Annotated in this window: 20 protein-coding genes and 1 tRNA gene; 11 read left to right on the forward strand and 10 right to left on the reverse strand. The window is 63.5% G+C overall.

Going from position 1 to position 25,225, the window contains the following annotated elements; all coding sequences use genetic code 11:
• Window positions 1-130: 130 nt before the first annotated feature.
• On the forward strand, window positions 131-2,728 hold the full coding sequence (locus ACS7SF_RS26075; protein WP_439893351.1) for a 2-oxoglutarate dehydrogenase E1 component: 2,598 nt from the start codon (window positions 131-133) through the stop codon (window positions 2,726-2,728).
• Window positions 2,729-2,797: 69 nt separating this feature from the next.
• On the opposite strand, the gene ACS7SF_RS26080 is transcribed toward ACS7SF_RS26075, so the two are convergent.
• Window positions 2,798-4,276, reverse strand: coding sequence for an aminotransferase class V-fold PLP-dependent enzyme (locus ACS7SF_RS26080; RefSeq protein ID WP_439893352.1), 1,479 nt, complete (start codon window positions 4,274-4,276; stop codon window positions 2,798-2,800).
• Between the two features lie 209 nt (window positions 4,277-4,485).
• On the opposite strand from ACS7SF_RS26080, the gene ACS7SF_RS26085 reads away from it, so the two are divergent.
• Window positions 4,486-4,956 (forward strand): Lrp/AsnC family transcriptional regulator, encoded by a 471-nt coding sequence (locus tag ACS7SF_RS26085; protein WP_439893353.1) that lies wholly within the window; start codon window positions 4,486-4,488, stop codon window positions 4,954-4,956.
• A gap of 20 nt (window positions 4,957-4,976) precedes the next feature.
• Here ACS7SF_RS26085 and ACS7SF_RS26090 read toward each other — a convergent pair whose 3' ends face one another.
• Window positions 4,977-5,876 carry a LysR family transcriptional regulator gene (locus tag ACS7SF_RS26090; protein ID WP_439893354.1) on the reverse strand — a complete coding sequence of 300 codons (900 nt, stop codon included), beginning with the start codon at window positions 5,874-5,876 and terminating at the stop codon, window positions 4,977-4,979.
• Window positions 5,877-6,006: 130 nt separating this feature from the next.
• Here ACS7SF_RS26090 and ACS7SF_RS26095 point away from each other — a divergent pair, with 130 nt between their 5' ends.
• Together ACS7SF_RS26095 and ACS7SF_RS26100 are read left to right on the forward strand one after the other, a co-directional pair.
• A complete protein-coding gene (locus ACS7SF_RS26095; protein WP_439893355.1) occupies window positions 6,007-7,062 on the forward strand; it encodes a Rieske 2Fe-2S domain-containing protein in 1,056 nt (351 codons plus the stop codon).
• A complete protein-coding gene (locus tag ACS7SF_RS26100; protein ID WP_439893356.1) occupies window positions 7,053-7,997 on the forward strand; it encodes a PDR/VanB family oxidoreductase in 945 nt (314 codons plus the stop codon). Before ACS7SF_RS26095 ends, ACS7SF_RS26100 begins: the two co-directional genes overlap by 10 nt.
• An 18-nt stretch (window positions 7,998-8,015) precedes the next feature.
• On the opposite strand, the gene ACS7SF_RS26105 is transcribed toward ACS7SF_RS26100, so the two are convergent.
• Complete coding sequence (locus ACS7SF_RS26105) at window positions 8,016-8,480, reverse strand: MarR family winged helix-turn-helix transcriptional regulator (protein ID WP_439893357.1); 465 nt, start codon at window positions 8,478-8,480, stop codon at window positions 8,016-8,018.
• A 181-nt stretch (window positions 8,481-8,661) separates the two neighbouring features.
• Between ACS7SF_RS26105 and ACS7SF_RS26110 the strand changes: the two genes are divergently transcribed.
• Together ACS7SF_RS26110 and ACS7SF_RS26115 are read left to right on the forward strand one after the other, a co-directional pair.
• Window positions 8,662-9,495, forward strand: a complete 834-nt coding sequence (locus ACS7SF_RS26110) for a p-hydroxycinnamoyl CoA hydratase/lyase (RefSeq protein WP_439893358.1) — start codon at window positions 8,662-8,664, stop codon at window positions 9,493-9,495.
• Window positions 9,496-9,582: 87 nt separating this feature from the next.
• A complete protein-coding gene (locus ACS7SF_RS26115; protein ID WP_439893359.1) occupies window positions 9,583-11,463 on the forward strand; it encodes a feruloyl-CoA synthase in 1,881 nt (626 codons plus the stop codon).
• Here ACS7SF_RS26115 and ACS7SF_RS26120 read toward each other — a convergent pair.
• Window positions 11,449-13,305: a sigma 54-interacting transcriptional regulator gene (locus ACS7SF_RS26120; RefSeq protein ID WP_439893360.1), complete on the reverse strand. Its 1,857-nt coding sequence runs from the start codon at window positions 13,303-13,305 to the stop codon at window positions 11,449-11,451. The genes ACS7SF_RS26115 and ACS7SF_RS26120 overlap by 15 nt on opposite strands.
• Window positions 13,306-13,606: 301 nt before the next feature.
• Here ACS7SF_RS26120 and ACS7SF_RS26125 point away from each other — a divergent pair, with 301 nt between their 5' ends.
• From ACS7SF_RS26125 to ACS7SF_RS26145, 5 genes are all read left to right on the forward strand, one after another.
• Entirely contained in the window at window positions 13,607-15,085 is a 1,479-nt protein-coding gene (locus ACS7SF_RS26125; protein ID WP_439893361.1) for a benzaldehyde dehydrogenase, read from the forward strand.
• Window positions 15,086-15,124: 39 nt separating this feature from the next.
• A complete protein-coding gene (locus ACS7SF_RS26130) occupies window positions 15,125-15,892 on the forward strand; it encodes a coniferyl-alcohol dehydrogenase (RefSeq protein ID WP_439893362.1) in 768 nt (255 codons plus the stop codon).
• A gap of 303 nt (window positions 15,893-16,195) precedes the next feature.
• Window positions 16,196-17,143 carry a SphA family protein gene (locus ACS7SF_RS26135; RefSeq protein WP_439893363.1) on the forward strand — a complete coding sequence of 316 codons (948 nt, stop codon included), beginning with the start codon at window positions 16,196-16,198 and terminating at the stop codon, window positions 17,141-17,143.
• A 173-nt stretch (window positions 17,144-17,316) separates the two neighbouring features.
• Entirely contained in the window at window positions 17,317-18,075 is a 759-nt protein-coding gene (locus tag ACS7SF_RS26140) for a helix-turn-helix transcriptional regulator (RefSeq protein ID WP_439893364.1), read from the forward strand.
• 108 nt (window positions 18,076-18,183) lie between these two features.
• On the forward strand, window positions 18,184-18,441 hold the full coding sequence (locus ACS7SF_RS26145; RefSeq protein WP_439893365.1) for a hypothetical protein: 258 nt from the start codon (window positions 18,184-18,186) through the stop codon (window positions 18,439-18,441).
• Window positions 18,442-18,643: 202 nt separating this feature from the next.
• On the opposite strand, the gene ACS7SF_RS26150 is transcribed toward ACS7SF_RS26145, so the two are convergent.
• The 6 genes from ACS7SF_RS26150 to ACS7SF_RS26175 form a co-directional block, all read right to left on the reverse strand.
• Window positions 18,644-19,960, reverse strand: a complete 1,317-nt coding sequence (locus tag ACS7SF_RS26150; protein ID WP_439893366.1) for an MFS transporter — start codon at window positions 19,958-19,960, stop codon at window positions 18,644-18,646.
• Window positions 19,961-20,009: 49 nt separating this feature from the next.
• Window positions 20,010-21,254 carry a tricarballylate utilization 4Fe-4S protein TcuB gene (gene tcuB, locus ACS7SF_RS26155; RefSeq protein WP_439893367.1) on the reverse strand — a complete coding sequence of 415 codons (1,245 nt, stop codon included), beginning with the start codon at window positions 21,252-21,254 and terminating at the stop codon, window positions 20,010-20,012.
• Window positions 21,220-22,623, reverse strand: coding sequence for an FAD-dependent tricarballylate dehydrogenase TcuA (gene tcuA, locus ACS7SF_RS26160; protein ID WP_439893368.1), 1,404 nt, complete (start codon window positions 22,621-22,623; stop codon window positions 21,220-21,222). The genes tcuB and tcuA overlap by 35 nt, the downstream gene beginning before the upstream one ends.
• A 63-nt stretch (window positions 22,624-22,686) precedes the next feature.
• The gene (locus ACS7SF_RS26165; protein WP_439893369.1) at window positions 22,687-23,640 is read right to left on the reverse strand and encodes a LysR family transcriptional regulator; all 954 of its coding nucleotides are present in this window, start codon (window positions 23,638-23,640) and stop codon (window positions 22,687-22,689) included.
• 277 nt (window positions 23,641-23,917) lie between these two features.
• Window positions 23,918-23,994, reverse strand: a tRNA-OTHER gene (locus ACS7SF_RS26170).
• Between the two features lie 98 nt (window positions 23,995-24,092).
• Entirely contained in the window at window positions 24,093-25,154 is a 1,062-nt protein-coding gene (locus ACS7SF_RS26175; RefSeq protein ID WP_439893370.1) for an SDR family oxidoreductase, read from the reverse strand.
• Window positions 25,155-25,225 lie beyond the last annotated feature (71 nt).

Consider the following 25,225-nt stretch of genomic DNA (forward strand, 5'->3'; position numbering starts at 1 on the left):
AACGGTCCCGCCATCTGCCGAACACTTGCCTGCTACGCAACCGCTGAGCTGTTCAGAGGGGTGTACGCGTGGGAACGCGGGCGTGCCGATGGCGGGGTCCACCCACGTGTCTCATTTCTCCTGAACAACCATGTCCTCGCTCGTTTCTCAATTGGCTGGCCCAGGTGTGTCCGCAGCGTTTGACGCGCATCCTGTGCCAGCGGGCGCCGCAGTGGCGGCGCCTTCATCCACCCCTGTCACCCACCTGATCGACGCCTACCGGGAGCTCGGCTATCGGCGCGCGCGCCTGGACCCGCTCGCACGCGTGCCCCTGCCCGAAGTGCCGGAGCTCCGCCTGTCGTTCCACGGTCTGGACCCCGCACACAAGCGCGAGCCGGTGGGCGATGTGCTGCCCACCGCTACGACCCTGCAGGAGCTCGAATGGCAGCTCAAGCATGTGTATTGCGGCGCGATCGGCCTCGATTGCAGCGGCGTGCGCAAGCGTCAGCGCCGCACGTGGCTCTACGAGCGGATGGAGGCCGAACTGCAGGCCCCGCCGCTGGCGCCGGAGCAGAAACGTTGGCTGCTGAGCCGGCTGGTGGCTGCGGAGATGTGGGAGCGCCTGGCCGGCGGCACGTTCGCGCATGCCAAGCGGTTCTCGCTGGAGGGCTGCGAGAGCCTGGTGCCGCTGCTCGATACGCTGGTGGACGCGGCCGGTGGCTGCGGCGTGCGTCAGGTCTTTCTCGGCTTGCCGCATCGGGGGCGCCTGAACACGCTTGTCAACGTGATGGGGTTTGACGCACACGGCATGCTGGATCGGCTCGACCCCGATTCCGACGTCGCCATCGCCCAGCGGGATCTGCCGTATCACCTGGGCGGCGTCGCGCGGCGCACGGTTGCCGGTCATGACCTCACGCTGGTGCTGGCACCCAACCCGTCGCACTTGCAGAGCGTGTATCCGGTGGTCTGCGGCATGGCGCGCGCGCATGTGGATGAGCATCCTGACATGCCATGCCTGCCGATCATGGTGCACGGCGATGCTGCCTTCGCGGGGCAAGGCGTTGTCATGGAGACGCTGACCATGACCCGCCGCGCCGGCTATACGGCGGGCGGCGTCGTGCACGTGATCGTCAATAACCAGATCGGCTTCACCACGCCCAATGTGATGGACGTGCGCGCGAACGATTACTGCACCGATGTGACGCGCATGGTCGATGCGCCGGTGCTGCACGTCAACGCAGACGACCCGGAAGCCGTGCTGCGCGCCGCCCGCATTGCCATCGCCTATCGCATGGAACACGGTGCCGACATCGTCATCGACCTGATCGGCTATCGCCGGCTGGGGCATTCGGAGCACGACACGCCGGCCTTGACGCAGCCAGCGCTGCACGCGGCCATTGCCTCGCACCCGACGGTCACCGAGCAATACCACGCCGCCAGCGCGGAGGAGACGCGCCTGGCGGAGCTGCGCGAAGCGGCCTTGCGTGACCTGCAGACAGACGGTGCCGCAGCAGCGCTTCCGGTCAACGCATCAACGGCACACAGCGTCGCGCGTCGCGCGCTTCCGCCGCTGTCGCTGCAGCGCTTGCAGGCGCTGACGCACACGCTCACCACGCCGCCCGACGGGGTACTGCTGCACGATGTGGTGCGTGGCCTGTGCGAGCGCTGGCGTACGGCGGTGTCGAGCGGCGAACATCGGGCCGACTGGTGCATGGCCGAAAACCTGGCGCATGCCACCTTGCTGGAGTCGGGGCACAGCGTCCGCCTGTCGGGCATGGACGTCGGGCGCGGTACGTTCATGCACCGGCATGCGGTGTGGCATTCGCAAGCCGCAGCATCCGGCGAGGGTGGCCAGTACATCCCGCTGCAGCAGGTGGGCGAGTGCCAGGGCGCATTTGACATCGTCAACTCGCCGTTGATGGAAGAAGCCGCACTCGGCTTTGAATACGGCTACAGCGTGCAGACCCGCACACGGCTGACGCTGTGGGAAGCGCAGTTTGGCGATTTCGCCAATGGTGCACAGGTCTTTATCGATCAGTACATCGCGTCGGGCGAGTACAAGTGGGGCAACCAATCGGCGCTGGTGGTATTGCTTCCACACGGTCACGAAGGTGTCGGGCCGGAGCACTCCAATGCGTTCCTGGGGCGCTTTCTGCAGCTTTGCGCAGACGGCAACCTGCGTGTGGTCATGCCGTCGACTTCGGGCCAGTGGTTTCATCTGTTGCGCGAACAGGCCACGTTGGCAGCGCCCAAGCCGCTCATTGTCATGTCGCCCAAGGCGGAGCTGTATGGCAACGGGCGCTCGCATTCGCCTGTGAACGATTTGGTGGACGGATGCTTTATGCCGGTGTTGGCGGATGCGGGCGTTACCGACCCCGAAGCCGTTACACGCGCGGTGCTGAGCAGCGGCAAGTTCTTCTATGAGTTGCTGGCCCGGCGGGAGCAGGATGCCCGTGCGGATGTGGCGTTGATTCGCGTGGAGCAGCTGTATCCGTTTCCGCAGGCGGCACTTACGGATGCGCTGGAGGCATTCCCGAACCTGAAGGAAGTCGTCTGGGCGCAGGAGGAAGACGCTAACCAGGGCGCGTGGCGTTTCGTGCGTGAAGCGCTGGAAGCCTGCTTACCAACTGGGCGTCGGCTGACTGGCGTGTGCCGTAGTGCGACGCCGTCCGGCGCGCATGCCTCAGTGCGGGCGCATCAGGTGGAACAGCGTCGGTTGGTCGCAGCCGCTTTCGGCACGCTGCGTTGATCTGAGGGGCGATGCGGCAGGCATCGACGCGCTTTGCGCCGATGCCTGCCTGCATCGCCATGGTCCTGATCAGCCGTTGCGCTGCGCGGTCAGCCGATTCCGGAGCATTCCGGCGCGGTTGCCGCTGCGGCAATACGCGAGGATCGGCTTGGGCAATGCGTCGACCAATGCGCCGAACGCTTGCACCTCAGCATCGCCGATGTGATCCGGGGTGACCGGCAGGTAGCATGCGTCCATGCCGAGTGCGCGGGCGGCCGCGGCGATCTCGTCGAATGCTGGCTGGTCTGCGGACTCTCCGTCTGGCCGATTGCAGATGACGGAACGGAACCCCGCATCACGAATCGCTTTGAGGTCTGCCCGGCTGATCTGTCGGGAGGTGGTCACCCCATCGGCCGCCGTGGCGCGGCATTGCGCAATGGCATGCTGGAAGCATGCGATGGCCACATCGACGTCGTCTTCCGTTGTAAAGCGGCCCAGACTGACGCGCACGGTTCGCCCGGCCGCAGCGGTATCCAGACCGATGGCCGTCAGCACGTGGGAGGGTGTGCCGGCAGCGGAGTTGCATGCCGAGGTGGACGACACGGCCAGCGCATCGCCCAGCATGAACGGGAAGAAGCCCGGTGCGTTGACCGTCAAGCTCAGGGTGTGGGGAATGCGCCGCGTTGCCTCCGCGTTCTGCACCACATCGCCGAGGACGAGAACCGCCGTTTTCAGCCGCGTGCTGAGCGCCGAAATCCGCAGCGTTTCGTGTTCGAGGTCTTCTGCTGCCAACGCACAGGCGGTACCCATGCCCACGATCTGGTGGGTGGCCAGCGTGCCCGAGCGCAACCCACGCTCGTGTCCGCCACCGTGCATTTGCGGGGCGATGCGTGCGGCGACGTCGCGACGCACGAACAGCGCGCCAATGCCCTTCGGGCCATAGACCTTGTGTGCGGACATCGACAGCATGTCGATGCCGAGCGCGCGCACATCAATCGGCGTCTTGCCCAGCGCTTGTGCGGCATCGACATGAAGCAGCGCGCCAGCGGCGTGAACGATCTCGGCAATCGCGCGAATGTCCGTCAGCGTGCCGAGTTCGTTGTTCACCAGCATGAGCGAAACCAGGCCAGTATCCGGGCCGATGACCGCGGCGACAGCGTCGACGGTGATTTCACCCGCAGGCGTCGGCGACACGTAGGTCACCGAGCAGCCGCGCGCCGACAGGCTGACCATCGTGTCCAGCACGGCCTTGTGTTCGATGCGGCTGGTGATGAGGTGGCGTTTGCTGGTGGCCGCTTCGGCGTAGCCCTTCAGCGCGAGGTTGTTGGATTCGGTGGCGCCCGATGTCCAGATGATCTCGTCGGCGTCGGCGCCAATGAGCGCGGCCACTTGTTCGCGGGCCTGCTCCACCTTGTTCCGGGCCACGCGGCCGGTGGCATGCGAGCTTGAAGCCGGGTTGCCGAACGCGCCTTCAATGCCGAGGCAGGCCATCATCGATTCAATGACCCGGGGGTCCGCTGGCGTGGTGGCTGCGTAGTCGAGGTAATGGGGCGTGTTGCGTTCGCTCATGTCATTGTCTTGCGCGGTGGAATGCAGAAATGATACTGGCGTACGGTGGGAAAAATGATCCTAAATTCACTGCAATATTCGTATTTGGTAGATAAATATTCTTCTGTATGTCGTATTGGAAGATATTTATACTGTGCGGCTAAGGCGGGTATTTCCCGACCCTTCAGATACCACCAGACGGACCCCCGATTCAACACAGGAGCTGAAGCATGGATGCGATTGACCGCGAGCTAGTCAGGCTGTTGCAGGCCGATGTGACGTTGCCGATTGCCGAGCTTGCGCAGCGTGTGAATCTTTCGCAAACGCCGTGCTGGAAGCGGGTGCAGCGGCTGAAGGAGACGGGCGTCATCCGCGCGCAGGTGGCGCTGTGCGATGCGCGCAAGCTGGGCGTCGGCACAACGGTGTTCGTTGCCGTGCGGACCGATCAGCATACGGAGAAGTGGGCGCAGCGTTTTACCCAGGTGGTGCGCGATATCCCGGAGGTGGTCGAGGTCTACCGGATGAGCGGCGACATGGACTATCTGCTGCGCGTGGCGGTGTCCGGCATTGACGACTATGACCGCGTGTACCGGCAGCTCATCCGCGCCGTATCGCTGTCGGACGTCAGCTCGTCGTTTGTGATGGAGGAGATCAAGTATTCGACGGCGTTGCCCGTGCGGGACGCTGGTCAGCAGGGGTAGGCAGTATCGGTCCCGTCCGCTCAGGGCTGCGGGCCGAACAAGTGCTGGAGCAATCCGCGCATCCAGACCAGCGGCGGATCGGTCGCGCGACTGTCCGCCCAGAACAGGTCGATATCAAACGAGGGGATCGTGGCCGGCACTTCGGCCATCGCAAATGGGCCCGTGGCGACACACTGTTCCGCCAGGCGCGCGGGAATGACGACCATGAGGTCCGACGTTTCCACGATGCGCGACACCACCAGAAAACTCGGCAAACGTAGGGCGATGCGTGCGCTCATCTTGGCCAGCACGCCTTCGATGACCTCGTGGCCCGTCGTGCAGACCAGGGCATGCCCGTATGCGGCGAAATCCTTGCGCGACAGCGCTTTCCCCGCCAGCGCGTGCGTTGCACGCATCAGCACCACGTAGCGGTCCTTGAACAGCGTGTAGCGGGCAATGCCTTGCCCAACCGCTTTGGGTAATCGCCCGAAGGCGAAATCGAGGCGACCATCGTCCAGGGCAGGGGGCACGGTGTCGGCGGCAAGCGCATCTACCTTGATCACGACATTGGGCGCCTGCGCCTGCAATTGCGCCAGCAAGCTTGGCAGGAACGCCACCTGAGCGAAGTCGGTCAGGTGCATGCGGAACTCGCGGTCGCTGGTGGCGGGGTCGAAGTGCTTGCTCAACTCCAGCGCTTGCCCCACCTCACGCAGTGCCCGCTCGATGGGCACGGCAAGCTGCTCGGCATAGGGCGTCGGCCGCATGCCGTACGGGCCCGGTACAAACAGCGGATCGTCAAACACTTCGCGTAGGCGCGCCAGCGCATTGCTCATAGCGGGCTGCGTCACGTTGTAGTGCTTGGCCGCCGTCGTGACGTTGCGCGTCTCATAGATCGCCTGGAACACGCTGAGCAGGTTCAGATCGAGTCGTTTCGGCAGCATGGCTGGCATTCGCAACATGAATGCGAACCATCATAACAATAAATTTGCTGTATCCAGACCCTGATATCAGACTGATCAAAACAAGGCCACCCGATGGCCGTCAAAACGAGAACTTCAAGGAGACGCACGCATGTTCCTCAAGAACGCGTGGTACGTGGCTTGTACCCCCGACGAGATTGCCGACAAACCGCTGGGCCGCCGCATCTGTGGCGAACGCATGGTGTTCTATCGCGGCGAGGGCGGGAAAGCCGTCGCGCTGGAAGACTTCTGCCCGCACCGTGGCGCGCCGCTGTCGCTCGGCTTTGTGCGGGATGGCCAACTGGTCTGCGGCTACCACGGCTTGACGATGCAGGCCGACGGCAAATGCGCCAGCATGCCCGGCCAGCGCGTGGGCGGGTTTCCGTGCATCCGCCATTTCCCGATGGTGGAGCGCTACGGCTTCATCTGGGTGTGGCCCGGTGATGCTGCGCAGGCTGACCCCGCGTTGATTCATCACCTCGAATGGGCGGAGAGCCCGGCATGGGCGTACGGCGGTGGGCTATACCACATCCAGTGCGATTACCGGCTGATGATCGACAACCTGATGGACCTCACGCACGAGACGTACGTGCACGCCACCAGCATCGGCCAGCCGGAAATCGAAGAAGCCGCGCCGCACACCAAGACCGACGGCGACACCGTCATCACCAGCCGCTTCATGGAGAACATCCTGCCGCCGCCGTTCTGGGCCACCGCGCTGCGCGGCGCGGGCCTGGCGGACAACGTGCCGTGCGATCGCTGGCAGATCTGCCGCTTTACGCCGCCCAGCCACGTGATGATTGAAGTGGGCGTGGCGCACGCTGGCAAGGGCGGATACCACGCGGACCCGCAGTACAAGGTCAGCAGTATCGTGGTTGATTTCATCACGCCGGAAACGGAAACCTCCATCTGGTACTTCTGGGGCATGGCGCGCAACTTCTGCGTGGACGATGCGGCATTGACCGACACCATTCGCACCGGGCAGGGCAAGATCTTCAGCGAGGATCTCGACATGCTCGAACAGCAGCAGCGCAACCTGTTGGCCTATCCGGAGCGCAAGCTGCTCAAGCTCAACATCGACGCCGGGGGCGTGCAGTCGCGCCGCGTGCTGGAGCGCTTGATGGAGCGTGAGCAACAGGAGCAGCAGGAGGCTGTGCCATGCAAGTGATCGTCGTCAGCAAGGCGGATACCGCGCAGGGCATCGTGACGTTCGAGCTTGCCGCGCCCGATGGGACTGCGCTGCCGCCGTTCAGCGCCGGCGCCCACATCGACGTGCATGTGGGAGGCCTTGTGCGGCAGTACTCACTGTGCAACCGGCCAGGAGAAACTCACCGCTACCAGATCGGCGTGCTGCGTGATACGAACTCGCGTGGCGGCTCGGTGGCCATGCATGCGCTGGCGGTGGGCGACACGCTCGAGATCAGCGCGCCGAAGAACCACTTCCCGCTGGCAGCGGAGGCGCGGCATTCGATCTTGCTGGCAGGTGGTATCGGCGTGACGCCGTTGCTGGCGATGGCGGAGCAGCTCGCAGCGGAGGGTGCTTCGTTTGCGTTGCATTACGCCACGCGTTCATCGGAGCGTACCGCGTTCCGCGATCGTCTTGCCGCCGGGCATCTGGCGCCGCACACGCGGTGCTATGTCGATGATGCCCCGCCGGACAGGCGGCTCGATCTGGCCGCCGTGTTGTCGCAGCCGAGCGCTGACACCCACGTGTATGTGTGCGGCCCCGCCGGCTTCATTGACGCGACATTGCATCAGGCGCGTGCACTTGGCTGGCCGGACGCCAACCTGCATCGCGAGTATTTCGCTGCCGCACTGCCAGCGCCCGAATCAGCAGAGACGGACGCCTTCGAGATCCGCCTGGCGCACGCCGGCAAGACGATGACGGTGCACGCCGGAGAAACGGTGATCGACGCATTGCGCGGCAGCGGCATCGACTGGCCGACATCGTGCGAGCAAGGCGTGTGCGGCACCTGCCTGATCAAGGTGCTGCAGGGCGACGTGCAGCACCACGACAACTACCTGACTGACGAGGAACGCGCAGAAGGCTGTTTCCTGCCCTGTGTATCGCGCGCCCGCGGGCTGCTGGTGCTGGATATCTAGATTGCTGGATTCGCTGGGCTAGTCCGCGTCCACGCTCAACATTCGGACAAGGGCGCGCAACTGCTGATGAAACTGGGTGCGCGTGCTGCTGTCCATGTCGGCCAGCATGGCGGCTTCGACCTGCGCGACGACGATGTCGCATTGGCGCAGCAGGTCTTGCCCTTGCTCGGTCAGCATGATGTGGATGATGCGGCCGTGGTTAGGGTCGGGCTCACGCAGGATCCATCCGCGGCTCTCCATCATCTTGACCATCTCGTTGGCCGACTGAGGGGAGATCAACGAGCGCTCGGCAAGTTGCGCATTGGAGAGCTGGCCGTGGGTGCTCAGGAACGACAGCGTGGTGTATTGCGGCACGGTCAGGCCGAGCGGTAGCAGGTTGTCGCGTAGCCGGCGGTTCAGTACGTGATCGAGGCGGCCGACCAGGTAGGCAATCCCCATGGGTTTGCCGGCTGCACGCGGCTTCGTTTGAGATGTTTTTCGCATGTTGTGCTGAGGATGTCTTGCGCCAAGGATATCAGCAGGCCTGATATCAACTGAAGCGGTCATCGCACACGCATGCGCGAATCAACACGTTTTCACTTGCGGGCCAGTAGCACATTGCGCCCGACAATTCGCACTCAATATCAGGATTCCTGATAAAAACTTGGAAAGAGGAGACACCACCATGACGCAGTACAAAGGCCGCTGGAACACCGTGCAGGTTGATGTTGAAGACGGCATCGCCTGGGTGACGTTGAATCGCCCGGAAAAGCGCAACGCGATGAGCCCAACGCTCAATCGCGAAATGATTGATGTGCTGGAAACGCTCGAGCTCAATGCCGATGCGAAGGTCCTGGTGCTGACGGGCGCAGGCGAGTCGTGGTCGGCCGGCATGGACTTGAAGGAGTACTTTCGCGAGACCGACGGCCAGCCCGAGATCATGCAGGAGCGCGCCCGGCGTGATTGCTCGCAATGGCAGTGGAAGCTGCTGCGTTTCTATTCCAAGCCGACCATCGCCATGGTCAACGGCTGGTGCTTTGGCGGTGCGTTTTCACCGCTCGTGGCGTGCGACCTGGCCATTGCGGCGGATGAGGCTGTGTTTGGCCTGTCGGAGATCAACTGGGGCATCCCACCGGGCAACCTGGTGAGCAAGGCGGTGGCCGACACCATGGGCCATCGCGCCGCGCTGCACTACATCATGACTGGCGAAACCTTTACCGGCAAAGAGGCTGCCGAGATGGGGCTCATCAACCAGAGCGTGCCGCGCGCGCAATTGCGCGAGACGGTGGCGGTGTTGGCCGGCAAGCTGCTCGAGAAGAACCCGGTGGTGTTGCGCTATGCCAAGCATGGCTTCAAGCGTTGCCGCGAACTGACGTGGGAACAGAACGAGGACTACCTGTACGCCAAGGTGGACCAGTCCAGTCACCGTGATCCGGAGAAGGGCCGGCAGCATGGCTTGAAGCAGTTTCTCGACGACAAGAGCATCAAGCCGGGCCTGCAGACCTACAAACGCGGCTGAGCCGCAAGCGCCACACAAAAAAACGGAGCTGCCGCGGCGGGCACGGTCGTGCCGGCACGCGAGCGCCCGTCATGGAAGGAGACAGCCATGTTGAAGCAAGCGGAGGCGCCCCAGCGTGCGCCGCGTTATCGCCCCGTGTCGATTGGTGGGGCGCCGGTGGAGGTGCGTCGCACAGCGGACGGCACGTGGTACCTGCGCTCGACGGAAGCCATCGGCACGTACCCTGCTCGATTGACCGATTGCCTGGTGCGCGGTGCCCGCGAGTATCCGGATCGCACGCTGGTTGCGCAGCGCGGCGCGGATGGCCAGTGGCAGCGCATGTCGTATGCACGGATGCTGGAGCGTGCGCGTGCCATCGGCCAGGCGCTGCTGGCGCGTGGGCTGTCGGCGGAGCGGCCGTTGATGATCCTGTCGGGCAACGACTTGCAGCATCTGCAACTGGCCATGGGCGCCATGTATGCGGGCATTCCGTACAGCCCGGTTTCGCCCGCGTACGCGCTGCTCACGCAGGACACCAGCCGGCTCGCCTATCTCGTGCAGCACCTCACGCCCGGCATGGTCTACGCCACCGATGCCGCGCAGTTTGGCGATGCGCTGCGCGCGGTTACGCCGCCAGACACCGAGATCGTGATCGACTGCGGCGCGTTGGAAGGGCGCGCGGTCACCCGCTTTGCGGCCCTGTGCCACACCATGCCCACCGACATCGATGCCGCCAATGCCACGGTCGGCCCGGACACGATCGCCAAGTTTCTCTTCACATCCGGCTCCACCAAGCAACCCAAGGCCGTTACGACGACGCACCGCATGCTGTGCGCCAATCAGCAGATGCTGCTGCAGACGTTTCCGTGCTTCGGCGAGGTGCCGCCGGTGCTCCTGGACTGGCTGCCGTGGAACCACACTTTTGGCGGCAGTCACAACGTCGGTATCGCGTTGTACAACGGCGGCACGTACTACATCGACGGCGGCAAGCCGACCCCGCAGGCATTCGCGCAAACGCTGGAGAACCTGCGCGAGATCCAGCCCACGGTGTTCTTCAACGTGCCGAAAGGCTGGGAGATGTTGACCGAAGCGCTGGAAGCCGACGCGGCCTTGCGCGAGCACTTTTACGCGCAGGTCCGGCTGTTCTTCTTTGCCGGCGCGGGGCTTTCGCAAGCCGCCTGGAACCGCCTCGAACAGGTGAGCGAAGCCCATTGCGGCGAGCGCATCCGCATCATGGCCGGCCTGGGCATGACGGAGACCGCACCGTCCTGCACCTTCACCACCGGCCCTGTGATGATGGCAGGCTACATCGGGCTGCCGGCGCCGGGTTGCGAGGTCAAACTGGTGCGGACTGACGGCAAGCTGGAGGCCCGCTTCAAGGGGCCGCACGTGATGCCGGGCTACTGGCGCGCACCGCAGCTGGCAGCCGAGACGTTCGATGACGAGGGCTACTACCGCTCCGGCGATGCCGTCCGCTTCGTCGATGAAGCGCACCCCGAGATCGGCCTGATGTTCGATGGCCGCATCGCCGAAGACTTCAAGCTCAGTTCCGGCACCTTCGTGAGCGTGGGGCCGATGCGCGCGCGGATCATCAGCGAGGGCGCGCCCTATGTGCAGGATGCCGTGGTGGCCGGCATGAACCGCGACGACGTTCGCGTGCTGGTGTTTCCGCGGCTGGAGCACTGTGCTGCGTTGGCCGGGCTGTCACCGGATGCGAGTGCTGCACAGATTTTGCGTAGCGCGCCAGTTCGGGCGCATTTCGTGGCGTTGCTGGATCGGCTGAACCGCGCTGCCACCGGGTCGGCGAGTCGCATTGCCTGTCTGCATTTGCTGGAAGAGCCGCCGTCGATCGACCACGGCGAGATCACCGACAAGGGCTCGATCAACCAGCGTGCTGTGCTGGGCCGCCGTGCCGCGTTGATCGACGCACTCTATAGCGGCGGCGACGCCCGCGTGATTGCCGTGGAGGCCTGCTCAGCCCATGGCTGACGGGGCATCGGCGCGCCGCTGGAGCCGATAGGCCAGTTGCGCGCGCGTAATGCCAAGCGTGCGCGCGGCTGATGAGAGGTTGCCGTTGGCCCGTGCCACGGCCTCTTCCAGCAATTGCTGCTCCAGCGCCGGCAGCGATGTGCTGCTGCCGCGCGTCTGTTGGCTCCAGTGGTTCACCAGGTCCAGCAGCGTTTCGGGCTGGGGCGATGGCGCGCTCGCTTCGTTGCTCTGCGTCAATGTCGCCACTTCGCCGGCAATGGCCAGGGATAGCACCTCCTGGTTCAGGGCCTCGCCGCTGATGAACATGTGCGACAGGTCCACCAGCCCCGTCTGCGCGAGGATCACGCCGCGCTCCACCAGGTTCTGCAGCTCGCGGATGTTGCCGGGAAAGCTGTAGTTGACCAGCGCCTTGACCGCGCGGAGGCTGAACCCGCGCACGGCCAGCCCGTGCTTGTGCGCATAGCTTTTGAGGAAATGGCTCATCAGCAGCGGGATATCGTCGCGGCGCTCGCGCAGCGGCGGCAGGTGGATCGGGAAGACGTTGAGCCGGAAGAACAGGTCTTGGCGGAAGCGCCCCTCGCGCACGGCTTGCTGCAGGTCTTCGTTGGTGGCGGCCACCACGCGCGTGTTGACCCGTTGCGTGCGGGTGGAGCCTACGCGCTCGAATTCGCCTTCTTGCAGTGCGCGCAGCAGCTTGCCTTGTGCCACGAGGCTTAGCGTGCCGATCTCGTCGAGGAACAGCGTGCCCTCGTGCGCCAGTTCAAAGCGCCCAGCGCGCGAGTGTGTGGCACCGGTGTACGCGCCGCGCTCGACGCCAAAGAGTTCCGCCTCCACCAACGTCTCGGGAATCGCGGCGCAGTTGATGGCGATGAACGGCTTGTCTTGCCGCCGGCTGATCTGGTGCAGCATGCGCGCAAAGCGCTCCTTGCCGACGCCGGATTCGCCGGTGAATAGCACGGTGGCATCGGTGGGCGCCACCCGTTGCAGCAGATGACAGGCAGCGTTGAATGCAGACGATGCGCCCACTAACGCTGGGCTGGGGCTGTCTTCGGTGTCGCGGTCTTCCGGCGTTGCCGCGCCGTCGCTGGCTTCGGCATCTCCGGGCCGTGGTGCGGATGCGGGCACGCTCGCGGCCAGCATGCCCGAGTCGACAAAGTCCTGCGCGTTCAGGTAGCGCAGGTCTTCGCTGGCGTCGTCCCACAACTCGGCCGATTTGCCGATCACCCTGCAGACCGCCGCGCCCATCGAGCGGCATTCCACCTCCCGAAAGATCACTAGGTGCCCGAGCAGCGTGCTGACATAGCCGATGGCATAGCCGAGCTGCAGCCAGCAGGCGGGCGAGGTGCCGACACCGTAGGCGTCGAGGTGCTCATCGTCTTCGCTGGCGTTGTGCCAGAGGAATTCGCCTTGGTAGCGGCCGCTCTCGGGCTCGTAGCTGAAGTTGACGGGCACGACTTTGACCACGCCTTCGAGCGTGTGCAGCCGTGTACCGGCGATGAAGATGGCGGAGGGCTCGGCATCCGGCCAGCGCTCGCGCACCAGCCGCGCATCGTGCGCGCCCGACACGTAGCCGGAGCGCGTGAGCAGCCCGCGTGCGCGGTCGATGCCGAGGCTATCGATCAGCTCGCGTCGCAAGGTGCCCATGGCGCGACTGTGCAGCAACAGCATGCGCTGATCGTTCAGCCAGATACGTCCGTCGCCGGGGGAGAAGTACAGGCATTCGCTGATGTCCGCCAGGGTGGGCTGCGAGTCGGCGCACCAGCGGTCGCTGCCCGCCGGGCTGAGCACCTTGCCCGTGGTGCGGGCCACTTCGGCAAGGGAGATGCGGGGCAGTTGCGCCATGGAAGCTCCGGGTCGTTTCTTCAAATGGAAATATCAGGGCTCCTGATACTGTGCCGATTTCATCAAATCCGCAAGTCAGGTCGGGCCAGTTGCGTTGCTGCGCTGCCGCAGATCGCAGCTCGATGGGCGCTTGATCGGCCCGAAAAGCGAGACCGGTTAAGGCACGCACGCGATGTTGCTCAACGGCAAGCACGCACGCAGACGCAAATGGCATAGCGCTTGCAAATCAGGGCGCCGACAGCCGGCGCTCAACACGTCGCCGGACACGATCTCACCACAACAACCCCAGGAGACACGATCGATGAATGCCCCTCAAACCATGCGCTTTCTGGATGCCGCCCAATGGGACGGTCTGCTGTTCCAGGGCAGTTGGGTGCCGCCGCTGCATCCGCAAGCGGTTGACGTGATCGAGCCGGCGACGGGCCAAAAGCTGACCCGTGTCGGGCTGGCCGATGCCGATGATGTGGCCGCTGCGGTGCAGGCGGCGGCTGTCGCCCAGCGGGCTTGGGTGTCTCGACCGCCGCGCGAGCGTGCCGAGGTATTCCGCCGCGCAGCCGCACTGTTCGAGCAGCATTTCGATGAGCTGGCATTGGCCGTGGCGCGCGAAACGGGCGGGGTGCTGTTCAAGGGCCAGCACGAGGTGCGCGAGGCAGCCACGCTGTGCCATCTGGCCGCGGGCATGCCGCTCGCAGCGCAGGGCCAGGTGCTGGCGAGCCCCGCTGGCCGGCTGAGCTATGCACGCCGCTCGCCGTTTGGAGTGGTGGGCGTGATCTCGCCGTTCAACTTTCCGTTGATCCTGACATTGCGCTCGGTGGCGCCCGCACTGGCTGCCGGCAACGCCGTGGTGGTCAAGCCGGATCTGCGCACGCCGGTGTCGGGTGGATACCTGATCGCGCGCATCTTTGAAGAGGCCGGCTTGCCGGCCGGGCTACTGCATGTGCTGCCGGGCGGCGTGGAAGCGGGCGAAGCGCTGGTCGTCCATGCGCAGGTGCCGATGATTGCCTTTACCGGTTCACCGGCCGTGGGCCGTCGCATTGGTGCACTGGCGGGGCAGCATCTGAAGAAGGTGTCGCTTGAGCTGGGTGGCGCCAACGCACTGATCATCCTCGACGATGCGGACCTCGACCTCGCTGTGAGCAACGCGGCGTGGGGGGCATGGCTGCATCAGGGGCAGATCTGCATGGCGTCCAACCGCATTCTGGTGCACGCATCGCTGGCGGCCGAGCTGACTGCACGGCTGGTTGACAAGGCCCAGCACTTGCCGGTGGGCGATGGCGCCAGCGGACAGGTTGCGCTTGGGCCGCTGATTGACCAGAAACAACTGCAGCGCGTGCATGCCATCGTGCAGGACAGCGTGGGCGCCGGCGCCAAGCTTCTGGCGGGCGGCACGTACGAGAACCTGTTCTATCGGCCCACGGTGCTCGGCGACGTACGGCCCGGCATGCGCGTGTTCGACGAAGAGGTGTTCGGGCCGGTGGCCAACATCATCACCTTCCAGACCGACGACGAGGCCGTGGCGCTGGCCAACACCAGCCAGGGCGGGCTGTCTGCGGGCGTGATCTCTGCGTCGGTGGGGCGTGCCATGGCGCTAGGCCAGCGCTTGCGCGTCGGCATGGTCCACATCAATGACCAGACCGTCAACGACGACTGCGTCAACCCGTTCGGCGGCCCCGGTATCGCAGGCAACGGCACGAGCGTGGGCGGCCCAGCGGATTGGGAGGAATACACCCAGTGGCAGTGGACGACCGTCAAGGAACGCGCGCCGCAATACCCGTTCTGAAGCAGTTTCAAAAAAATAGAAATCAAAGAGGAGACAACCATGCAATTGAGCAACAAGACCATCGTCGTCACCGGGGCGTCATCGGGCATCGGGGCGGAGACGGCGCGCCTGCTGCGCTTTCACGGCGCGCGCGTGATTGGCGTAGACCGCAACGCGCCCGGTATCACCCTAGACGGCTATGTCCAGGCCGACCTGTCCACCGTTGAGGGGATCGACCAGGCCGTCGCGCGACTGCCAACGCAGGTCGACGCGCTCTGCAACATCGCCGGCGTGCCGGGCACCGCGCCGGTGGACCTGGTGGCGCGCGTCAACTATCTCGGCTTGCGGCATCTGACCGAGCAGTTGCTGCCACGCATGGGAGAGGGCAGTGCCATCGTGAACGTGGCGTCCATCCTGGGTGCGGAATGGCCGCAGCGCGTCGATCTGCACAAGGCGCTGGCCGAAACGCGCGGCTTTGATGCGGGCGCCGCCTGGCTGAAGGAGCGACCGGTGCCGCAGGCCACCTGCTACCAGTACTTCAAGGAAGCGCTGATCGTGTGGGCGCTCACGCAAGCGCAGAAGATCTTCCTGCAACGCTCCGTGCGCATGAACTGCGTGGCGCCGGGGCCGGTGTTCACGCCTATCCTGGGCGATTTTGTGACGATGCTCGGCGCCGAGCGCGTGGAGAACGACGCGCACCGCATGAAGCGCCCTGCCTATCCGGACGAGATCGCCCCCGTGATCGCACTGCTATGCGCGGATGAGACCCGGTGGGTCAACGGCGTGAACGTGCCCGTCGATGGCGGGCTCGTTTCCACCTACTACTGACGCGGCTTCCCGTTCACCCCGTTTGAGGTTGGGCAGCCACTGGGCTGCCTCCCAGCGTTCGCGCGGCCGGTCACCCGGTTGCACGCTGCGCTTGGCGGCTTTGTCTGCGGCGCCATGGTGTCGCTCTTCCTGCTGGAAACCGCACCGTCACGCCAACGCCAAACCGGCATGGCAGCCATGGCGGTTGAGCTCGACAAATAACGCGCTCCCATACCTCACAAACCACACAGAAAGCCCTCAAGGCATGGCGCGCGAGCGAAGTCTGCGCGCCCGCTTGAGCGGGGCCCGCGAAGGAGACACCACATGAACATGAAGAGCACCCTGCTGGCCACTTGTCTGGCGGCATGCGCATCGGCCACCTGGGCCTTCGATCAACCGGCCGTCAACATGGGCGGCACCAGTTTCTTTGACGGCGCGCCGCTGCCGGGCGGACCGGGCTTCTACTTTGTCGAATACCTGACCCAGTATTCGGCCAGCAAGCTGATCGACAACGCCGGTAGTCAATCCGCCTTTCCGCCCAAGCAGAAGTTTGATGTGACGGTGCCCATCAGCCAGCTGATCTTCGTGCCCGACGGCGCCAAGTGGGGCAACAAGCAATTGGGCTTCCAACTGCTGCTGCCATGGGTGGCCGCAGCACGCGTCGATGACGGAATGAACAACGCCGTGCTCACGGGCGCGCGCGGCATCGGTGATCTGGCCGCCGGTGTGTCGCTGCAGTTTGATCCGGTCATGGGGGCACAAGGGCCCCTGTTCTCGCAGCGCTTCGAACTGCAGGGGATTGCACCCACCGGCCACTACGACCGTACCGCCGCCGTCAGCCCCGGCAGCAATTTCTGGTCGTTCGATCCGTATTGGGCCGTGACCGTCTGGGCGACGCCAAAGCTGAGTGTTAGCGGCCGCTTCAACTATCTATGGAACGCCCGCAATAGCGATCCGAATGTCGCCTTCGGAAGCGGGGCCACGTCCACCCAGGCCGGTCAGGCGCTGCATGGCAATTTCGCTGTCGAGTACGAGATCAAGCAGGGACTTGTGGCCGGTCTGAGCGGCTACTGGCTCAAGCAGATCACGGATACGAAGGTCAACGGCGTCAACGTGCCAGGGCGGCGCGAGCAGGTCATCGGGCTCGGGCCGGCAGCGATGGTGGCGCTATCGCCCAAGGATTTCCTGTTCTTCCACTACTACCAGGAATTTGCGGTGCGCAACCACACCCAGGGCGACAAGTTCGAGATCCGCTACGACCACCATTTCTGATAGTTGACTACGACGGAGGCAGCCTGCGAGCAGGGGACCTTGGGGGCGAAGATCGAGGGCGATGGGAACCGATTTGACAACCGTTTTCCTCGCTGGCAGCATGGCGCCCCGCTTCGCCGGAGGAGGCTTGGTTATTCGGTTAAGAAACGGTAATCAAGCAGCATAAATTGAAGATGCATAACGCCGCCCTTGAGCGCTGTATTGCAGCGTCAGAAGATGTCCAAAACGTAGATGCTTTCAAAGCGTGGGTCCGAAGCCATGTGAGTCTCATCGTTGGAAACGAGTGCCTGGCTTGTGGTCATGGACGCATCACGTCTTCTGGCGTCTTGATGGACCACATTGTCCTCGTTGACTACCCGGTTGCGCACCTTCTGGCAATCAAGAACACAGCTGGCGGCATCGATACGCCGCTGATGCGCCGCTGGCTCGCGACGCGCCGCCCCGTGTACTTCAATGCGGCCGACCCGTGGCCAGACATTGATCGCGAGTGGCTTGCAAAATTCACCGCCAACGACCTGCGAAACGGCGTGGCCGATGCCGTCTACGATGAAGCCCACTGCATCGGCACTTACTTCAGCTTCCACCGACTGCCTGCGGTGGACGAGCCATCCCTTGAGGCAATCCTGTCGGAACTCACGCCCGTATTGCACCGCACGCTGATGCGAGCGGTCTCCGATGTGGAAAAGGAGTTGGTCAACGCATCGGCGGCCATGGCGCGCTTGAGCCGGCGAGAACAGCAGGTTGCCTCATGGATCGGCACGGGGAAGAGTAATGCCGAAATTGCCGTGTTGGCCGGCATCTCTGAAAACACGGTCAGAAACTACCTGAGCAATATCATGGAGAAAACCGGCTGCGCGAATCGGACAAGCCTCGCCGTGCTGGTCTCTCGCTGGGATGCATCCCGCCTCGGAATAGGTACAAACGTACTCTAGCGCTCCTATTGCCCCGCCAGCTATTCTCCGTCACCACAAAACGTCGGGGTGAGCGCACGATTTTTTCTGCAATGCCCCGATTCCAACCCAGAACACACGGGAGGCAGGATGCAGAGCAATCTTTATGGCCAGCCGTCAGCATCGCCGCTATTGCGCGGCGGGTTGCTCCTGCTTGCCCTCTGCTTGACTGCGATCGGAATACTCATCCAGAAGCCTGCTGCCGCGTGCATTGCATGCATTCCGGATCCCGAATTGGCGTTGCTGGTCAAAGCTGGAATTTGCGGTGCGATGCTCCTCATCGAGGTGTGCTGCATCGCCATGCTGCTTGCGGTCAGCTCTCAAGACAACGAACAAGAAAACGAATGAACGGGGAAGCGGGCGCGCCCGCAAAAAGGGAGGGCACAGACAAAAAAGGTATAGAGGGGCCGGACTTGCGCCGGCAAACATGCGTATCGACAAGGGCCTGAAACAGCCTGACAGGGAAAGCCGCATGTCGCAGCGTTTGGCGGTGGCACAGCCCGGTCAATATCAAGCTCGTCGATGCGCACGGTGGCGTGCATCCCCGCGACTACCCAGACGTCGCTGTTGGCATTCTCTGCGTTCCTTGACGATACAAGCCGAACGTCGCGCACAGCCCGCACAAAGCCGCGAAGATGAGCCAGTAGGCCGGGGACGCTTTGTCATGTGTGACTTCGATCAGGTAGGTGGAGACTGCAGGCGTGAAGCCTCCGAACAGTGCCGTTGCTAGGCTGAACGCCAACGAGAATCCCGCAACGCGCACCTCGACGGGCATCACTTCGGTCAACGCGGCGACCATGGCGCCGTTGTACATCCCGAAGAAGAATGAGAACCAGAGCAACACCGTCAGCATGCGTCCGAAGCTCGGTGCGCTCGCGAGCCAGGACAGCGATGGATACGCGGTGAAGATTGCCAGCACCGCGATCGCAGCGAGAATCGGCTTTCGGCCAATGCGGTCCGACAAGGCACCACCGATTGGCAACCACGCGAAGTTCGACAGGGCAACGAGCAGCGTCACCATCAAGCTGTCTTCCGTCGACAGCTTGAGTACGGTTCGGCCGAAGGTCGGTGTGTAGACGGTAATCAGATAGAACGTGGTGGTCGTCATCGCCGTGAGCAGCATGCCTGCAATCACGGTGCGCCAGTGGCTCAGCAGCATTGCAAACACGTCGCGTGCCTGCGGGTGATGACGCCGTGACTGGAATGCAGCGGTTTCCTGCAATGAGCGGCGCAGCACGAACAGGAACGGCACAATTGCGCAGCCGATGAAGAACGGAATGCGCCAACCCCAGGCGCTGACCTCTTGTGCAGTCATCCAGTGGTTCAGCCCATAGCCCAGTGCGGCAGCGACGGCAATCGCAATCTGCTGGCTTCCGGATTGCCAGCTCGTGTAGAAGCCCTTGTTGCCGGGCGTCGCCATCTCTGCGAGATAGACGGACACGCCGCCCAACTCTGCCCCCGCAGAGAAGCCCTGCAGCAGCCGGCCGATGAGCACGAGCGCGGGCGCGGCCAGACCCATCGCGGCGTAGCTTGGCACGCATGCAATCAGAATCGTGCCGCTCGCCATGATCGACAAGGTCACAATCAAGCCCTTGCGTCGCCCAACCTGGTCGATGTAAGCGCCAAGGAAAATTGCGCCGAGCGGACGCATCAGGAAGCCGGCGCCAAACACGGCGAAAGTCAGCATCAGCGACGCGAACTCGCTCGAAGCCGGGAAGAAAATTTTTGAGATGGACGTGGCGTAGAAGCCGAACAGAAAGAAATCGAACTGTTCGAGAAAGTTGCCGCTCGTCACGCGCAGTACGGCCGCCACCTTGTGCGTGCGCAAGGCGCCGGGCGTGGTGTCAATGGGGGTAGTGGGGTTCACGGAGTCTCCATCCTATAGTTTTGAAGCGGTGCGCCGCACCGCTGTCCGTCTAGTCCGAGCCGAGCTGCAGTTCGTTACGCTGCCGCTTCTCGATTGATGATTTCAATAGCGCTGCAGACCGATAGATGCCGTGCGCAAATTTCCCGTAAGGGAGCGTTGAAAAAAGCGCGATGACGATGCCCAGATGCGCGGCGAGCAGGAATGGCATGGCGGACGTCTCGCGCAAGCCGAGCAGTGCTAGACCTGAAGCGCTCGTCAGCAGCAGCAGCGCAATGAAGCTGCGGTCCATTGGGCGCTGCTTTACGTCGCCCTGTTCAGGATGACGGCGTAGATTGAGCCAGAGCAACCCTGCCGGGCCGACCAGAAGGCCGATTCCGCCAGCGGTGCCGAGCAACACCGGCACGCTGATGAAGGGGTACGGAGCATGCAACCCGAGTACGTAGTGATAGAGCGTGGCGAGCACGGTCGCTGCAAAGCACAGCATGAAACCGTAGAACGTCAAATGGTGGAAGCGCCGCCGGGCCAGGGTAAAGGCGTCGTCCGACTCATTGCAGCCGGCCCCGTGACCGCCATCCAGATACTTCAGCGTCAGGGCGTTCTTTGCCGCTTCGGTCACCGCGGGTACGCTTGCACGCGCCGTTCCCGCTGTGACATCGCGCCAGAAGCGCGTGACGCCGATACCCAAGGCAGTGAAGGCGAACAGGAACACCGCGCCAAACACCACCGCGAGCAGATTGTGTGGAAAGACTGCGTAGAAATTTGAGCCGACGCTTTGCGACAGGCCGCCGTGCATCGCCGTGCCCAGCAGTAGGAACAAGGCGAGCCCAAGAGCCAGCGCGATGGACACCGTGACGCCATTACGCTTGTAGAGCGCACCGAACGCCGCAGGCCAGGCGTATTCCGTATAGGTATCGAGACGCACCTTCGCCATTGCCTTTGGCACGTTGACTCCGAACTCGTGCGGTGGAGCGTACTGGCACGCGTGATAGCAGGCGCCGCAGTTGTGGCAGAGGTTGGCCAGGTAGTTGACGTCTGCTTTTCCAAACTCGAGGCGACGGGTCATCGCTGGAAACACCGCGCAGAAACCCTCACAGTATCGGCACGCGTTACAGATTTGCATCTGACGCGCGACTTCACTTTCATTCTGGGTCATCGGCACGATAGGGATGACGCGCGAAGCAGCGCCTTTCGCCAAGCGAGGGGCCGCACCGGCAGCATGTGAAGTGGCACGCGTTTTTGTTGACGCGAACGTGTCAGGCTTATGCACAGTGAACTCCCGTAGCTTGCAGTGCATGGCGTGCGGCTTCGGCGCCGGCGATACGGCCGAAGGCTGTGCCAATCGACATGCCTACTCCCGCTGTGTAACCCTTCCCGAGAACGTTGCCAGCCATCATTTCGCCCGCGACAAACAGGTTGTCGCTCGGCAGTTCTCCAAAATGAACTTGCGCTCGGTCATTCGTCTTGAGACCGAGATAGGTGAACGTGATACCTGGCCGCAAGGCATAGCCGTAGAACGGCGGTGTGTCGATTGGGCGAGCCCAATGCGTCTTCGGTGGAGACAGCCCTTCGGTGTGGCAATCGTCGAGCGAGGTGTGGTCGAACGTGCCGATCCTGCAGGCTTCGTTGTACCGGCGCAGTGTCTCGGTGAACTGCGCTTCGGGCAGCGCGAGCTTGCGCGCGAGTTCGGCTAGCGAGTCGGCCTTCACGCCAGGAAACACCGGGGGCATAAAGCGGCCGACCGCCTTGGAGTCGATGATGGAGTAGCCGATTTGGCCGCGCTGTTGTGCGACGAGGCGGCCCCAAATCGCATAGCGCTTGGGCCAGAAATCTTCGCCTTCGTCGTAGAAGCGCTCTCCCTGTCCGTTGACGACAACGCCGAGGGACACGCAGTCGATGCGCGTGCAGATGCCGCCGTCATAGAGCGGTGCGCGTGCATCGATGGCGACACAGTGCGACTGAGACGGGTCGCCGATGGCATCTGCACCGACCTCAATCATGTGCTTGAGCAGCACACCCATGTTGAACCGCGTCCCGCGAATCAGGAAATTGTCGGCAGGCCATTCGCCGCGCGCATTCTGCCCCCAGGCTTCACGCAGCCATTCCCGGTTCGACTCGAAGCCGCCCGCTGCGAGCACACACGCGCGGGCTTCGAATCGCTGAGTACCGCTCATCGCGGCGACGAAGCGGTTGCCCTCCAGCTCGATGGCGTCAACGGGTGTCTCATATCGAATCCGCACACCAAGAGCTTCGGCGCTGCGGTAGTAGGCATTGACGAGTGCCTTACCCCCGCCCATGAAGAAGGCATTGGTGCGCGCCACGTGCAGCGCGCCGGAGAGCGGCGGTTGAAAACGCACGCCGTGCTTGCGCATCCAGGGCCGGCAAGTCGCGGACGCGCGAATCACAAGCCGCGCCAAGTGTTCGTTGGTGATACCCCCCGTGACCTTCAGCAGGTCCTGCCAGAATTCTTCTTCCGGGTAGGCGTCTACCAGAACGTCCTGCGGTGCATCGTGCATGCAGCGCAGATTGCGGGTGTGTTGTGAATTGCCACCGCGCCATTCGCGCGGTGCAGATTCCAGGAGCAGGACAGATGCACCCGCTTCACGCGCCATCAATGCCGCGCATAACGCAGCATTGCCTCCTCCGATGATGAGTACGTTGACCATCTCCAATGCCTCCTTTCGGAAGCACTGTAGAGACGCGGCGCATCCGCCGCTAGGCGCAGGTTGTCAACGGGTCTTCAGTTTTTGTGAAGAGTCGGCGGGGCGCAATCGCGCGCCTGGCCAGCGTCCGTCCCGCACCAACTGTCGTGCGACATCCGTCAACACGACACGCGCCGCAAGGCCGGCGGGCGACAGTTCGTCATCCGACACGCTGACGATAAGGTTGGGGCGGGTAGCGAATGTATCTGCAACGGCAATGCTTTCCAGGGCGGCATTGTCCGGACGCGCGAGTGCCGCGCCCGGTTGTATCGTCGCGCCAATACCCGCACGCACGAAATCCATCAAGAGCGAAAGGCCATCGACCTCTGCGACGACGTGTGGTTCGTATCTCGCGCGCTTGAATGCTGCCGTAAGTAAGGTTCGCAGACCGTGGGTGCCGCTCGGCAGAATCAACGGGACCTTGCCAAGCTCCGCGATTCGTACTTTCGGGCCGCGGGGCATACCGTCCAGACCCTTCGCACCGATGACGAACAGGCGCTCGTCTAGCAACGGTAAAACGCTCCAGCGTTGGGCTGGTTCTTCACGAAAGAGTACGGCCAAATCAATCTGCCGCGCGCTTAGCATGGAACTCACATAGCCCGAAAGGCTCTCGACGATGCGCAGCCGTATCTCTGGATAGCGCTCACGCATCGCTTGCATGAACGCGACTCCCAGCACGCTCGCAGTGGTCGGTGCCATGCCGATGCTGACATGGCCCGACAATCGCGCTTCGCGCGCAGCAAGCACGGCATCGTCAGCGTGACGCAGTGCAAGTTGGGCCTGGCGCCAGAAGGCGAGTCCAGCATCCGTCGGTATGACACCGGTTGACGTTCGCTGAAGCAACCGCGTTGAGAGTTCGCTTTCGAGGCGGCTAATCTGCTGACTCAATGCCGACGTGACGACATTGAGTTCGAGTGCCGCCTTGCCCATGCTCCCATGTTCGACGACGCTGAGAAAGTAGCGCAGTTGCCTAAGTTCCATTTCCAGTCAGCAGCAGATTCATTCCAACAGCGAGATTGTGCCCAAGAGGTTCTCGGCAGCGTTAGCGATGTCATCGGCCTGCTTCGGGACGCCAGAGGACGTATCTGGGCAGACTGAACGACCCGAACCAAAGACGAAGCAACAAAAAAACCGGCCAAGTGGCCGGCTTTCTTTTTGCATCCATCTCTCCAACCGCAGGCGGGAAAAACCGTTCAGCCTGGCGCCGGTCATTATGCTTAACGGCACATGTCCAGAAAAGCGCGGCGTACCGAAGAATTGGTGGGGCGTACAGGACTTGAACCTGCCTGCCTGCAACGGTTAGCCGTTGCCGCTCGACCCATGAGCTACCGCCCCGCCTTTACTATATCGACCCTTCCTGAGGAAACCCGAGTCGGGACATCCCCCTAGCCGGATCGGACAGTGATCGCCGCTGGCGGGGGCATCCGGATGCTCTACCCCGGAATAATCTTGCGCCGCCGCAAGTCGTCAAAGATGCCCATGAACATCGCTTCTGTCTCCACGTATTCGTGAAAGCCGAAGCGGCGTGCCTTGGAGCCGTCGCCGAACATGTCGTAATCCCACGAGAAGACGAAGTCGGCAAAGCGCCATGAAGACACATCGCGGTAGGGCGTGTCGGCCAGGCCGTGTTTGGCGATCATGTTTTGCCAGAGCGGCGCCTTGTCGGCCATGACGGTGTCGAGCGACAGGGGCAGCGGCGGGGCGACTTCCAGATCAAAATAGCGCGCGATCTTGGGCCACATTTCGCTCCAGCGGAACAGGTCTCCATTGTTGATGTTGAAGGCCTGGTTGGCGCAGCGTGGGTCGGTGGCGGCCCAGGCGGTGGCGCGGGCGAGCAGGCCGGCGTCGGTCATTTCCAGCAGGTGGTCGTACGCGCCGGGTTTGCCGGGAAAGCGCAGCGGCAGGCCAAGTTCTTTCGACATCGAGGCGTACACGGCAATCGCCACGGCCAGGTTCATCGGGTTGCCCAGCGCAAAGCCGCCGACCACCGACGGGCGGATGGCCGACCATGTCCACGCCCTGCCTTGTTGGCGCGCCTCCAGAAACGTCTGCTGGTCGAACATGAATTCGGGCGGCATGAAGTGCGCGTCGGTTTCGCGTGCCGGGGTCTTGAACGGCCCAAGGTGTCCACCGTAGACCTTGTAGCCCTGCATCAGGCTGACGTGCGTGAGGCTGGGTGCCACCGCCTCGATGGCGTCGACCACGTTGGTCAGCATGGCGAGGTTGGGCGGCACGAGTTCGGCCCAGGAAGGGCGGTCTTGATAGGCAGCGTAGAAGAGGTGCGTGACGTGGCTGAGTGCGCTGAGCTTGGCAAGCGTGTCGGCTACATCGAGCAGGTCGACGGCGATGTGGCGCACACGTTCGGTCGGCTCACCGCCACGGCGTGACAGGCCGACGACGTGCCAGTCGTCTAGCGTGGCCAGGTGGTCAATCAGGTTGCGGCCGATCACGCCTTGCGCGCCGACGACGAGCGCGACTTTGTTTTCGGTAGCCATGGTGTGGTTTTTGAGCTGGATGGCAAAGAAGACGACCAGTATGCGAAGCGTTGCATCTGTGCGATAGACTG

It is taken from the genome of Ralstonia sp. 25C, from assembly GCF_051904805.1.
In the GTDB taxonomy this organism is placed as follows: domain Bacteria; phylum Pseudomonadota; class Gammaproteobacteria; order Burkholderiales; family Burkholderiaceae; genus Ralstonia.

What these genes read in the sequence shown, in the direction of transcription:
- ACS7SF_RS26085 (WP_439893353.1), top strand. Translation starts at nt 4,486, where the DNA reads ATGGATGCGATTGACCGCGAGCTAGTCAGGCTGTTGCAGGCCGATGTG.
- ACS7SF_RS26145 (WP_439893365.1), top strand. Translation starts at nt 18,184, where the DNA reads ATGCAGAGCAATCTTTATGGCCAGCCGTCAGCATCGCCGCTATTGCGC.
- ACS7SF_RS26080 (WP_439893352.1), bottom strand. Translation starts at nt 4,276, where the DNA reads ATGAGCGAACGCAACACGCCCCATTACCTCGACTACGCAGCCACCACG.
- ACS7SF_RS26115 (WP_439893359.1), top strand. Translation starts at nt 9,583, where the DNA reads ATGTTGAAGCAAGCGGAGGCGCCCCAGCGTGCGCCGCGTTATCGCCCC.
- ACS7SF_RS26175 (WP_439893370.1), bottom strand. Translation starts at nt 25,154, where the DNA reads ATGGCTACCGAAAACAAAGTCGCGCTCGTCGTCGGCGCGCAAGGCGTG.
- ACS7SF_RS26100 (WP_439893356.1), top strand. Translation starts at nt 7,053, where the DNA reads ATGCAAGTGATCGTCGTCAGCAAGGCGGATACCGCGCAGGGCATCGTG.
- tcuB (WP_439893367.1), bottom strand. Translation starts at nt 21,254, where the DNA reads ATGCACTGCAAGCTACGGGAGTTCACTGTGCATAAGCCTGACACGTTC.
- ACS7SF_RS26105 (WP_439893357.1), bottom strand. Translation starts at nt 8,480, where the DNA reads ATGCGAAAAACATCTCAAACGAAGCCGCGTGCAGCCGGCAAACCCATG.
- tcuA (WP_439893368.1), bottom strand. Translation starts at nt 22,623, where the DNA reads ATGGTCAACGTACTCATCATCGGAGGAGGCAATGCTGCGTTATGCGCG.
- ACS7SF_RS26165 (WP_439893369.1), bottom strand. Translation starts at nt 23,640, where the DNA reads ATGGAACTTAGGCAACTGCGCTACTTTCTCAGCGTCGTCGAACATGGG.
- ACS7SF_RS26135 (WP_439893363.1), top strand. Translation starts at nt 16,196, where the DNA reads ATGAACATGAAGAGCACCCTGCTGGCCACTTGTCTGGCGGCATGCGCA.
- ACS7SF_RS26140 (WP_439893364.1), top strand. Translation starts at nt 17,317, where the DNA reads ATGCATAACGCCGCCCTTGAGCGCTGTATTGCAGCGTCAGAAGATGTC.
- ACS7SF_RS26095 (WP_439893355.1), top strand. Translation starts at nt 6,007, where the DNA reads ATGTTCCTCAAGAACGCGTGGTACGTGGCTTGTACCCCCGACGAGATT.
- ACS7SF_RS26075 (WP_439893351.1), top strand. Translation starts at nt 131, where the DNA reads ATGTCCTCGCTCGTTTCTCAATTGGCTGGCCCAGGTGTGTCCGCAGCG.
- ACS7SF_RS26090 (WP_439893354.1), bottom strand. Translation starts at nt 5,876, where the DNA reads ATGCTGCCGAAACGACTCGATCTGAACCTGCTCAGCGTGTTCCAGGCG.
- ACS7SF_RS26110 (WP_439893358.1), top strand. Translation starts at nt 8,662, where the DNA reads ATGACGCAGTACAAAGGCCGCTGGAACACCGTGCAGGTTGATGTTGAA.
- ACS7SF_RS26120 (WP_439893360.1), bottom strand. Translation starts at nt 13,305, where the DNA reads ATGGCGCAACTGCCCCGCATCTCCCTTGCCGAAGTGGCCCGCACCACG.
- ACS7SF_RS26130 (WP_439893362.1), top strand. Translation starts at nt 15,125, where the DNA reads ATGCAATTGAGCAACAAGACCATCGTCGTCACCGGGGCGTCATCGGGC.
- ACS7SF_RS26125 (WP_439893361.1), top strand. Translation starts at nt 13,607, where the DNA reads ATGAATGCCCCTCAAACCATGCGCTTTCTGGATGCCGCCCAATGGGAC.